Annotated in this window: 10 protein-coding genes; 3 read left to right on the top strand and 7 right to left on the bottom strand. The window is 46.7% G+C overall.

The features are described from left to right. Positions 1–83: 83 nt before the first annotated feature. The 3 genes from L2D08_RS05745 to L2D08_RS05735 all read right to left on the bottom strand — a co-directional run bounded on the left by L2D08_RS05745 (position 84) and on the right by L2D08_RS05735 (position 4,827). Positions 84–1,097, bottom strand: coding sequence for a C40 family peptidase (locus L2D08_RS05745; RefSeq protein WP_242232785.1), 1,014 nt, complete (start codon positions 1,095–1,097; stop codon positions 84–86). A 302-nt stretch (positions 1,098–1,399) separates the two neighbouring features. Beyond that, positions 1,400–3,322, bottom strand: a complete 1,923-nt coding sequence (locus L2D08_RS05740) for a S8 family peptidase (protein ID WP_242232784.1) — start codon at positions 3,320–3,322, stop codon at positions 1,400–1,402. A 113-nt stretch (positions 3,323–3,435) separates the two neighbouring features. Beyond that, complete coding sequence (locus L2D08_RS05735) at positions 3,436–4,827, bottom strand: N-acetylmuramoyl-L-alanine amidase (RefSeq protein WP_242232783.1); 1,392 nt, start codon at positions 4,825–4,827, stop codon at positions 3,436–3,438. A 208-nt stretch (positions 4,828–5,035) separates the two neighbouring features. Between L2D08_RS05735 and L2D08_RS05730 the strand changes: the two genes are divergently transcribed. Beyond that, positions 5,036–6,376: a hypothetical protein gene (locus L2D08_RS05730; protein WP_242232782.1), complete on the top strand. Its 1,341-nt coding sequence runs from the start codon at positions 5,036–5,038 to the stop codon at positions 6,374–6,376. Further along, positions 6,369–9,116, top strand: a complete 2,748-nt coding sequence (locus L2D08_RS05725; RefSeq protein WP_242232781.1) for a DEAD/DEAH box helicase — start codon at positions 6,369–6,371, stop codon at positions 9,114–9,116. The genes L2D08_RS05730 and L2D08_RS05725 overlap by 8 nt, the downstream gene beginning before the upstream one ends. Before the next feature lie 207 nt (positions 9,117–9,323). Here L2D08_RS05725 and L2D08_RS05720 read toward each other — a convergent pair whose 3' ends face one another. Beyond that, a complete protein-coding gene (locus L2D08_RS05720) occupies positions 9,324–9,737 on the bottom strand; it encodes a single-stranded DNA-binding protein (protein WP_242232780.1) in 414 nt (137 codons plus the stop codon). Between the two features lie 188 nt (positions 9,738–9,925). Here L2D08_RS05720 and L2D08_RS05715 point away from each other — a divergent pair, with 188 nt between their 5' ends. Continuing rightward, positions 9,926–10,345 (top strand): YwpF family protein, encoded by a 420-nt coding sequence (locus L2D08_RS05715; RefSeq protein ID WP_242232779.1) that lies wholly within the window; start codon positions 9,926–9,928, stop codon positions 10,343–10,345. A 33-nt stretch (positions 10,346–10,378) separates the two neighbouring features. Here L2D08_RS05715 and L2D08_RS24010 read toward each other — a convergent pair whose 3' ends face one another. From L2D08_RS24010 to L2D08_RS05705, 3 genes are all read right to left on the bottom strand, one after another. Beyond that, complete coding sequence (locus L2D08_RS24010; protein WP_255821828.1) at positions 10,379–10,501, bottom strand: hypothetical protein; 123 nt, start codon at positions 10,499–10,501, stop codon at positions 10,379–10,381. A 50-nt stretch (positions 10,502–10,551) separates the two neighbouring features. Continuing rightward, positions 10,552–10,956, bottom strand: coding sequence for a hypothetical protein (locus tag L2D08_RS05710; RefSeq protein WP_242232829.1), 405 nt, complete (start codon positions 10,954–10,956; stop codon positions 10,552–10,554). Between the two features lie 145 nt (positions 10,957–11,101). After that, the gene (locus tag L2D08_RS05705; RefSeq protein ID WP_242232778.1) at positions 11,102–11,434 is read right to left on the bottom strand and encodes a hypothetical protein; all 333 of its coding nucleotides are present in this window, start codon (positions 11,432–11,434) and stop codon (positions 11,102–11,104) included. Between the last annotated feature and the right edge of the window lie 148 nt (positions 11,435–11,582).

Genomic DNA, 11,582 nt, shown 5'->3' with positions numbered 1-11,582 from the left:
GTTGGTGGCCTTTTATTGCCTATCTTTCTATTATATAGAAAAACAGCCCCGGCGTAAGGGTCCGGGGCTGTTGATTTGCTTTCTTATTGAGCGTTCGTTGCATTATAGATTGCAACGGTAAACGCTTCGCGTGTTGCAAGATGTGTTCCGTAAAACTTATCGCCTTGGAAAAGGCCTGTTTTATCGATTGAAGCCATTGTTACAATGCCCTCGTACGCCCAGTGATCGGCACGAATATCAGAATATCTAACGCTTGCAGCTGCCGTTTGTGACATTTGCAAGTCGAATGCGCGCTGGATAATAGCGGCCATTTCGTTACGTGTCATTTCCGCTTCCGGACGGAACGTTTTATCGTCAAATCCAGTGATGATGCCTGCTTCACGAATTGCGGCAATATCATAAGCGAAACGATATGTTTTCGGTACATCTGTAAAGTGGCTCATGACCTCTGGCTTCAAGCCAAGTATGCGGTTCATGATCGCCGCTGCCTGTCCGCGTGTTACTTTTGCGTCCGGGCGGAATGTGTAATCTTCAAATCCGTTGATGACTTCTTTATCTGTCAGCGTTTTGATCGCTGTGTATGTTGCATCTGTTGTTGGTACATCTGTAAACCAAGATGGAACAACTGGTTCTTTCACGACGCGTTTTGCACCTGCGTATTTTGGTCCCCAGTATGTGTTGCTCAGGGAAACAAGCGCAATTCCCTGGCTTGATGTTGCATTCAATACCATATTTCCGCCGGCATACACACCTACGTGTGAAATCCCTGCTTTATATGTGTTAGCGAAGAATACAAGATCGCCTACCTGCAAATCGCTTTTTGAAACTGCTGTGCCAACGTTGTATTGCTGTTCTGCCGTTCTTGGCAGTGAAATGTTTGCTGCGTTGCGATAAATATATTGAGTAAAGCCGGAACAATCAAATCCACTTGGTGTTGTTCCTCCAAAGACGTAAGGGACACCCATAAACTTTTTACCATAAGCCACGATCGATTCTCCAACAGACGCCGCTTCCGTTTTAAACGATGTCAGCGGTGAAAGAGTCAAAAGCATGACCGCGGCAAGTAAAGCCGTTATTGCTTTTTTACACCTGTTCACTTCAAACCTCCAGTTTTTCTCTTTCTATCATTTCTCTCTCGTGTTTTTCTCACTGAAGCTATTGTAGCAAATTTAAACCCAAAAATAGGTTACGTTTCTATTACATTCAAATATCATTTCATTACATTGCTAGAACGGGGTTTTTGTTGGTTTTTAACCATAAAATAGGACAATAAACGTTATTTATCCTGTATTTATTTTGTTCTTTTTGTGATTGTGTAATATTGAAATGATTCTGAAATAAAACTGAAAATTCAGCGAAAAAAACAGCATCCGTCGTAAAATGATGGATGCTGTTTCGTTTATCGCAATTCATTGTTGATTGCACGTGCTAGAAATGTCGCAAACTGCGCACGGTTCATATGGGTATGCGGACGGAATGTACCGTCTTCATAACCGCCGGCAATGCCTGCTGCCGCTACCCCGTTAATATATTGATAGCCGGTAATGCTTGCCGTAATATCTTTTAACGTACCCGTCGAAGCCGGGTTGATCTGATAGGCTTTTGAAATCAAGATGGCCATTTCAGCCCGTGTGACCAGCTGGCCCGGACGGAAAGATCCATCTCCAAAGCCCGTTGTAATACCTGCGTCTGCTAAGCTTTGAATATAGCCAGATGAGCTCACATTTGCTGTTACATCTTTAAACGATGTCTCACGCTGGGTGCCGTTTAAACCAAGGGATTTCCCGATTAGAATTGCTGCTTCCCCGCGTGTAATATTGGATTCCGGCTTAATAGTGCCATCCGTAAAGCCTGTCATAATTCCTTCGTGGTTCAAGTACGTTACGTAACGGTCATACCATTTAGAAGAAAGCAAATCTTGAATTTTCGGAGACGCAATCGCTGCCTTTAATGTTATAAACGATGTTTCGTCTTCCGCTCCGTTTACAACCGGATGGAAATAGTAGCTGACTGTGCCTGCTGAAGCGTAGTCTGTCCACTCTGCTGCCGTTTTGTTTTTGCCGACTAGCTGGTCACCGCGGTATACATTGTACGTACCGAAACGGGCAACAAGGCCGCTTGTATCAACAGTCAGCTTTCCTTTACTATCCGTTGTATAAGGAAGTTCAATACCGTGATTAATTGGATTCTTATCCGCCTGTACAAGACCGAAGCCGAAATAACGGTCGCGGCCGGCTGCTCCTAAGTCCTTCGCGTTTTTCTGCAGCAGGAGGCGAAGCTGTTTGTTTGTCATTTCAGGATACTTTTCTTTGTATAAAGCGGCCATGCCGGATACGTACGGAGCCGCCATAGAGGTACCGCTGGATGTTGTGTAATCGGAATCCGGATACGTGCTGTAAATTTTCACGCCAGGTGCGGTTAACTCAATTTCTTTACCAAGCGAAGACCGGCTGTCTATTTTGTCATACTCATCAATCGATGATACCGCAATAACACTATCAAACTTCGCTGGATACTCAACCGATGAATCATTTCCTGAAACAGGCGGCCCGGTATTTCCGGCTGCTCCTACAATTAAAATGCCGGCATTATATGCTTTTTGCATTACTTCTTCCATCGCCAATTCATAAACAGGTGACGTAATACTGATATTTAAAATATTCAGCTTCTGCTTAATCGCCCATTCTACTCCGGCAATCAATGTGCTTGTGGACCCTTCGCCGCGCTCATCGAGCACTTTAATGGCATACAGGCTCGCCGCCGGGGCCACCCCGATTGTGCCGAACGTATTATTATTGGCTGCAATAATACCCGCTACATGTGTGCCATGCCCGGCATTGTCATTATAAGAGTCCGGACATCCGGCGGGATCCACAATGGTCATTGTACATGTGCCGCCGACCACTCTTTTCTGCAAATCCGGGTGGCGTGTGTCAATACCTGAATCCAATACGCCAATTTTTACACCGGCTCCTTTTAGCGTAGAAGGCACCATATTTTTCACGCCTACTTTTTCGTAACCGTAAGAAATTGTTTGTGCAGATGACTGAACCGGCATATCATAAGAAACCGATTCAACCTCCGGTGACATTTGGAGTGCTTTTCTCTGCGCCTCGCTTATAGTAATTGATGCGGCCGGGATTTCTTGAAATATGTAGTCAACCGATTCAGAGAATTGTTCCAAAAGCTCTTTATCTACCTGGCTTTTAAATAGAATAACGGCCTGCCTGCCGTCCTGGACCGCCGCTTTAGGAGCGGATGGTGTGTGAAAAAATAAAAATAAAGCTGTAAAAATCAGAGCAGGTAGTTTTATAGCCTTCATATTGGTCACCTCTTTCTTCAAAACTAAAATAAAAAGAGAGGCCCTGTTTGGGATCCCCTCTTTATTGTACACGGCGTGTATCGAATATTCTATTTATACATTGGCCTATTTTATTACTTATAAAGCGACGTTACATTGTAACCTTTTGCTTTGTAATAGTCCAAAATACCGTTATAAATTGCTTTAGACATCACGTTCAGCCAGTAATCTGACTTCAGTTTGTCGTTGTCGGTTTTGTTTGTAATAAAACCAAGCTCAAGCAATGCAGCCGGTACTGTGTTATTTTTCAACACATAGTAGCTCGCTGTTTTCACGCCGCGGTTGTTTAAATTCCACGCAGCGATCATGCGGCTTTGGATTTTTGTCGCAAGCAGCTTGCTGTCCGCTGCGTTTTGGCTGTTTGATGCAGCCGAGTAAAAGGTTTCTGTACCAGATGCGCTTGGAGAAGCGGCATTGGCATGAATGCTGACGAAAATATCGCCATTATTTTTGTTTGCAAATGCGGCACGGTTCGCCAGTGTGATAAATGTATCTGTCGAACGCGTCATTTTCACATTAAATGGTGTGTCTTTAAGCAGGTTGTTTACTTTCAAGCCTGTTGTAAGCACTACGTCTGCTTCATGCAGGCCAAATCCAATGGCACCAGGATCACTGCCGCCGTGGCCCGGATCCAAGATGATCGTTTGTTCAGCCAGACGCGGGTCGGCTGTCGTAGCACTTGTTGTTTCTGTGCTACGCAGATAATAAGAGTTTACAAAACCAACAATGGTGCCGGAGCGGACGTACGTCCAGTTTCCGACTGAATGAGCTGCTGATACACGTGCATCTTTCGCCAGTTTTCCAACTGATGCGTATGCTGTTGATGGACCTGAACGAACATTAAGATCGCCCGTGTTTGTCCACATCGTTGTTTTAAATTCGTCTGTTTGAACAGTACGGAAAGTTGGGGCGATGGCCCGTGCAAGAAATACTGCAAAGTCCACCCGTTTAATTTCATAAGACGCACCAAACGAACCGTCTGCCGTTCCATCTGCAATACCACGGGACATCAAGGCTTGTGCCGCACCGGATAAAGTACCGCCGAATGAATAGCCGAATGCTTTCGAAAGCATAACCGCCATTTCACCGCGTGTTACTTGTTTATATGGTAAAAACCGTCCCCCGTCATAACCGGACAGAATGCCTTTTTCCACAGCTGACTGAATATAACCTGAAGCGAAATTGCCTGAACCGACATCAACAAATTTTGTTTCACGTTTTGTGCCATTAAGCTGAAGTGCCCGCCCGATAAAAGCAGCTGCTTCGGCCCGTGTGACCGTTTTTTCTGAATCAAAAGTTGTTGCAGACGACCCGTTGGCAATTCCCCCTTCCGCCAGATAATTGACTTCTTTTGACGCCCGGTATGGAACATCCACGAAGCCTGCTGCGCTGGCATTTTTTCCAAAATCAAACAGAGGAACCGTCAAAATAAACGCTAATACGACAAAGAAAAACCTTTTCTTCACCTTTCTGCCTCCTTTCTTAAAATTTACCACCTAAGTCTAGCACAGAAAATATAATCTAAAAACATCTCTTTTTTAATATTTCGTGACGAATCGCTATTTTATTAGTTTTATCCTAAAAATGTAATTTTTCTGTAATAGTTGTTACATTGAGGAAACACTAGAACCTATGTTCCTTATCCTTGCCTAACCAGGACGGTTTCGTGCTATAATGAAGGAATCTTACAGAATCGAAAGGGTGCCATCTATTTTGACGAAGGCGAAATCGCTGTTTACTGATTCATCTTCCCCAAAGCGGGCAGATTTGCTTTCCATTCCGGGTGTGATGCGGGCTTCCGATTTAAAGCCGGCTCCTTCAAGCGGAACCTCTGCCGGCGAATGGAAGGAATTTGTGCTGTCTGCTTTTCGGACCCGTCTTTCAGCCCAAACAATAAAGGCCGAGCCGTACCAGACAGAGTATGCGGCAAAGGAGCTTTACCAGGCGCTTCTCAAAAAAACACCCTCAGATCGGGAATGGGCTGTTCTTTTTCGTTTGTTTGCGGCGTTTTATTCCTTCTCGGCGCTGGCGGACCAGCTGGACGAAGCGTCCCTCGCACTGGAAGTGGCAGAACGGGCTGCTTATGATGTGCTGTTTTATTTTGTCGATGAAGCCTATGACGCTGCAAAAATGACCGGCAGTGCCCTGCCGTTTGCTTTTGAATCGTATATTGAACAGCTGCGCCAGGATGCAGGGCGTCTGCTCGGTTTTCCTTTTGAGCAGTTTCCGGCAGCACGGCTTGATATTTACCGCTTGTTATGGGAATCCCTTTTTACGAGAACCGAGTGGCGGACGGCAGAGCTTGAGCGGATCGCTCCGGCACCCGGCAGCAGTACGGTACAGCATGCCGCTTATTTGCATCAGCTGTATCTGCTTGGTGACATGGAGCAGTTTATCGCCCAATCGGCTTCTGCCCCGGCAGACATTTTCCCATATTTTCTCCACTGGCTGCAGGCGTCAAAAAGATCCAGCCGTTTTATAGCTGTTCTTCGTGGTGCCGCTTCCCTTGCGCGGGACGGCCTGCTTACGATTGAAAATGAATACAGCCGGCGCTTGTTTGTCCGGCAGCTGATCCGCCTTGTCGAGGAGGATGAGGCGTCCGAGCTTTCCCCTCTTTTAGTAAAGGAGCTGTACACCTCTTTGCTGCCGTTTAGCTACGTGTCGCTCAGCTACTTTTTGATTGGCCGCGGCGACTATGCCGAATGGGTGGACTTGCAGCTGCTCATTGCTGCCGATATTACAGATCTTGACCGGGCCGGCTTAAAAAGCGTCGTAAAAGAAGCGCCCGAGCTGGCACTTCCTCTTCTTCATCATGGAATTAGAGGTTTTATTGCTGAAAGAAACCGGTCTTCTTATAAAAAAGCCGTCCGGTTTATGAAACGGATGCGCACGATTTATAAAAAACTAAAACAAACGGACGAATTTGACCGCTGGCTGGATTGGATCCTTGGTGAAACAAAGCGGCTGCGGGCGTTTCAGGAAGAATGCAGAAAAGGCGGGCTGTTGGATGATTAATCTTAAAACGGTTCATCTTGTTACACAATTTGAACAAGGCTTTTTTTATTTGCGGGCAATGGATGCGAACGGTGCGCCATTGCCTTTTGATTCTTGGACGCGTCTCCTGTTCGGCGGACACGCGGAAAGCTTTTACGGAACAAAACTGACCATTGGCCAACAAGACGGAGAGCCGGCTGTCCGGCTGACGCCGTTTGAATGGGCGTCTCTTTTTAAAGCGGAGCATTTCAACCGGTTTGCCCGCTTTGAGTGGGATGAAGCAGGCCATTTCAGCCTTGCATGCGCCCCCATTCTTTATGAAGCCGTTTTTGACGTGATGCCTTCTTTTCAGGAGGATGGCGTGCAATGGACTGTGCCGGAAGAGGTATACGATGAATTTGCCGAATCGTTTTGGCGGGAACCCATTTATGGCGAAAGCCGCCAGTCGTTTGTAGAGCGGATTTTCCCCGATCTTGCCTCGGAGGCACACCCGAATATAACAGCGGTAACCGATGCGGTCGGCACCCGGCTGACGATGGATGAACTGAACCGTTATTTTGACGCGGAACGGCTGAAGGAGTACCTGGCCGACGGAGAGCCGGCTGCCTTCGAACCGGGACTGCGATTATCCGAGCCGCAGTCCGATGACGGAAGCTGGACGCTTGAGATGATCTTACTGCGCAGGAAGCCATCTGAAAAAGTGTATGAGCTAAACAAAAAATTGCCTAAATCAGCAGAACCGTTTTTGGAAGCTGCGCAGGAAGAGCTTCGACGCTGGCTTCGTCTGTTTCCGGAGCTTGATGATGAGGGTGAATTAAAACATTTCTTATCCGAGGAAGAAGCGATCACTTTTTTAACCGACCGTGGTGAAAAACTCACTGCCCTCGGTATACCGGTGCTGCTGCCTCCCTGGTGGGAATCTGTACGCTCGGCGGCTGTTTCCGTTGCCGCCGACGTGCGGGACAGTAATAAGCAGTCCTTTGTCGGCATGAACGCTATTTTGGATTTTGATTTTAAAGTGGCGCTTGGCGGCGCAGAAATGACAGAAGAAGAATTTTTAGCACTTGCTGAAGCCGGCTCGCGCCTTGTGAAAGCGAACGGCCGCTGGGTTCATCTGGATCCGGATGTGATCCGAAAAATTAAAACACTGATGGAACGCGCCAAACAGGAAGGCTTAACTGTGGTGGATGTGCTGAATCAGGAATTTGCGGATCCGGATGATGCAGCGCGTGTGCACATTCGCCTTAACCGATCGCTTCAAGCGATGGTAGACCGGCTTAAAAGCGGTGCGGATATCCCTCTCCTTTCGCCGCCGAAAAAGCTGCATGGAGAATTACGTCCGTATCAGCTGGCTGGTATGAGCTGGCTGCTTTTCCTGAGGGAATGCGGTTTTGGTGCCTGCCTTGCAGATGATATGGGACTCGGGAAAACGGTTCAGCTTATTTCCTATTTGCTGCATGTGGAAAAAAGAGAGCGCCCGGAAACACCTGCCCTGATTATTTGCCCGACATCTGTTCTGGGCAACTGGCAGCGTGAGCTTGACGCCTTCGCACCCGATTTATCGGTGATGCTTTACTATGGAAAAGACAGGCCGCGCGGTGAAGCATTTTCGGAAAGCATCGCAAATGCGGACGTTGTCCTGACCACGTACGGACTTGTTCACTCTGATTTTGACACACTGGAAAAAATAGAATGGAATACGGTGGCACTGGATGAAGCGCAAAACATTAAAAATGCCGGCACCAAACAGTCACGTGCTGTCCGGAAGCTGAGAAGCCGCCACGCCATAGCCCTGACCGGCACACCAATGGAAAACCGCTTATCTGAGCTATGGACGATTTTTGACTTTACAAACCGGGGCTGGCTCGGCACTCTGGCACAGTTTCAAAAAACATACATGGCACCGATTGAAAAAGAACATGATGCCGGGCGGGTGGCCGCTTTACAAGCAAAAATCCGGCCGTTTCTGCTGCGGCGGACGAAAACAGATCCGGAAGCGGCACTGGGCCTGCCGGACAAAGTCGAGCAAAAAGAATACTGCCCTCTTTCAAAAGAGCAGGCTGTTTTATATGAACAAGCTGTTCGTGAAACGATGGATCAAATCGGCCAGCTGACCGCTTTTGAACGCCGGGGCCTGATTCTCCGTCTGCTTAATCAATTAAAACAGCTGTGCAGCCATCCGGCTCTTTACTTAAAAGAAGACGACCCGAAAGATGTGCAGGAACGCGCTTCGAAAATGGAGAAGCTGATGGAGCTTGCCGGTAATATTCATGAACAAGGAGAAGCCTGCCTGATTTTCACGCAGTATATCGGAATGGGGGAAATGATTCAGCGGGAGCTGTCCGGGGCATTTGGCATTCATGTTCCATTCTTAAACGGAGCTACGCCAAAGCAGGAGCGGGATAAGCTTGTGACACAGTTTCAAAACGGAGAATTTCCTTTCTTCCTTCTTTCTTTAAAAGCTGGAGGCACAGGATTGAATTTAACAGCGGCCAATCATGTGATTCATTACGACCGCTGGTGGAATCCGGCTGTTGAAAACCAGGCAACCGACCGGGCTTACCGAATTGGGCAAAGCCGGTTTGTCCACGTTCATAAATTTATCACGACCGGCACGATTGAAGAAAAAATTGACGCCATGATTGAATCAAAGCAGGCGGCAAGCAGCGAAATTATTCAAAGCGGTGCTTTTATTGCCAGCATGACCGATCGGGAGCTTGCGGAATTGTTTACTTTAGATAAGAACCCCGCCCTGCGCTAGAGGAATGGCAGGCGGGGTACGCGGCGGGCGCCGTTATGGGGATGTGAGGGATCTGGGGCAGCCAAGACGGGCTGCCCTTTACTTTTGCTGCTGCTGTTCTAATCTTTGAATTCGTTCTTCAAGCTGATAAATAATGGCTTTTGCTTTGCCCAGCTGAAAAATCACATCTTCGATTACACGTTCAACTTGTTCGGTCATGGTTCACCTCTAAATTAACGGTACAGTTTGAATAACGCCGGGCGATTCACCCGTCTGCGTGTCAGCCTGCTTTTTACTGAGAAAACGAATCGCCTGGACAATTACTTCCGTTACATAAATGGTTTTACCGCTTGAGTCTTTATAGCTGCGTGTTTGAATCGAACCGAGTACAGCAACCAAAGAACCTTTTTCACTGTATTTGGCTGCCGTTTGGGCCAGGCGCCCCCAGACTGTGCAGTAAATAAAATCGGTGTCTGTTTCGCCTTTTGCATTTCGATATGGCCGGTTGACTGCAATCGTTGTCTGTAAAAGCGGTGTGCCATCTGTTGTATGTTTCACCTCTGGATGCTTTGTCAGCCTGCCGACAAGCGTCACTTGATTTATCAGCTCGCTCCCCTCCTTCCATTGGGCTGGCTTTAGCATAAAGGAAAAACATGGGTTTTAACAAAGGTTGTTTCCTTTATGTTCTTCCCATTTTCAGGTTAATTATGGGAATTATTTTCTTTCCTGTTTGATTGAAGGCGATCCCTTTTGGTCAAAAAATGATTTTTCGTTTAATTCTTGTTATACTTTCTTTAATAAATCGCTTTCTTGAGAGGAGCGTGAACGACTTGAAAACCTTTAAAGTAGCAGCCTTTTTTTTCGAAAAAAAGGGAGAGCTGACTCCAGTCCCGCTTCAGGATGGCCTCATTATTAACCGTGAAGATGAACAGCGCTCATGGCTGATTGAGCTGTTTTTACAAGAAGAAGATGTACAGCTGGTCCGTACTTTCGAACAGGATGAGCAGCTGACAGCACGTGTCGCCATTTCACATCGCGGCAATGACCCGGCGATGTTTACCGTATCGATCCGTTCCTTCGAGCTTTTAAAGGACGGTACAAGTATTTTATTTGATGCACAGCTGCGCCAGATGCGAAACGAATACGCCAAGCAGGTTCTTCGTTCTCTTGTAGAAGAAGGCCTTTCCGGAGAAAAGCTGCTTGAGGCGTTTACAGAAGCTCTCCACAGCCGTCCTAAAGTAGAGCAATAAAAAAACGCCTCCCTTTTAAGGGAAAGCGTTCAATCAATGAATAATATCCGACCGGAGTCCGTCCTGGCCAGTTTGAAGCGTCTGCTGAAGCAGCTGGATAATATAAGAGATATCCTGTTTTGTGTATGACTGCACCGGCAGATTTTCATCATACACCTCGGCATACAGCAGCGAAGCCAGTGCTAAGTCCTGCTCATCGGCCGGGCTTAGCCCTTCGGCTTTTTTTTTTCGTATTCATTTAAAAAATCAATATAAAAACGGGCTTCCGCTTTACATGAGAAATCGTAATCGGTTCCAAGCTTTTCCTGCTGTGCATTCAATGTCTCAATTTGCTCGGCTGTTGGTTCTTCCGAGAAAATTTTTGCCACGACTTGATTGATTTTACCAGCCAGCTCTTCATGAAACCGCGGATCGTTTTTCACATCGTCCGGCACATCATGATACCAGGAAGCATGCTTATGAATATAGCTCTGCCATTCCTTCATGAAATCAGCGGGGCTATAGGCTTCTTCCTCCCACATGATATTGGCCATATATTGTTCAAACGCCGTTGTAATGGAACGGGTAATGCTAATTTTAATACCGTGTGATAAACCACTTAAGATGGACATTGCCAATAGGTACCTCCTAGAAATAGCCTCATTGACTTCTTTAGAATAATAACTCTTATACTCTATCATACTTTTGAACCGGTGACAAAATTTTTTGTTCATAAAAGAAGCATCGGAGACGCTGGCACCCGATGCTTCCCTTTAATTATTGGTTGTTGTTGCCTTCTCCGTTATCTTCCAGTTGATCCTGGCCTTCATCAATGTTTTCTTGCAGCTCCTGCTCGCCTTGATCCACACCTTCTTCTACGTCCTGTTCACCTTGATCTACGCCTTCTTCTACATCCTGCTCGCCTTCATTCACATCTTCCTCTATATCCTGTTCGCCATCCATCACGTCATTTTGCGTATCGGTGCCATTATCCTGCTGTTCCTGCTGATCTTCCTGCTGCTCTTCCTCATCCTGGCCGCCGCCGCACCCAGCTAAAATCATCGTCGCAAGCAAAGAACTGCCCACCAATTTAAATAACTTTGCATTCATGTAAAAAAGCCCCTTTCATTCCTGTAGAATTGATCCACTTACGTGACGTATTGTTTCCCGCAATTGGTCAAAATATCCGTTTTTTTATAAAAGGGACGCAAGTATAAAATAAAAAACGGTGCTGCCATATATAAAATGGCAGCACCGC

The organism is Domibacillus sp. PGB-M46, from assembly GCF_022668875.1.
GTDB lineage: Bacteria > Bacillota > Bacilli > Bacillales > Domibacillaceae > Domibacillus.
This window is presented reverse-complemented; position numbering and strand designations above follow the sequence as displayed.

What these genes read in the sequence shown, in the direction of transcription:
- L2D08_RS05740 (WP_242232784.1), bottom strand. Translation starts at nt 3,322, where the DNA reads ATGAAGGCTATAAAACTACCTGCTCTGATTTTTACAGCTTTATTTTTA.
- L2D08_RS05730 (WP_242232782.1), top strand. Translation starts at nt 5,036, where the DNA reads ATGAAGGAATCTTACAGAATCGAAAGGGTGCCATCTATTTTGACGAAG.
- L2D08_RS05725 (WP_242232781.1), top strand. Translation starts at nt 6,369, where the DNA reads ATGATTAATCTTAAAACGGTTCATCTTGTTACACAATTTGAACAAGGC.
- L2D08_RS05720 (WP_242232780.1), bottom strand. Translation starts at nt 9,737, where the DNA reads ATGCTAAAGCCAGCCCAATGGAAGGAGGGGAGCGAGCTGATAAATCAA.
- L2D08_RS05710 (WP_242232829.1), bottom strand. Translation starts at nt 10,956, where the DNA reads ATGTCCATCTTAAGTGGTTTATCACACGGTATTAAAATTAGCATTACC.
- L2D08_RS05705 (WP_242232778.1), bottom strand. Translation starts at nt 11,434, where the DNA reads ATGAATGCAAAGTTATTTAAATTGGTGGGCAGTTCTTTGCTTGCGACG.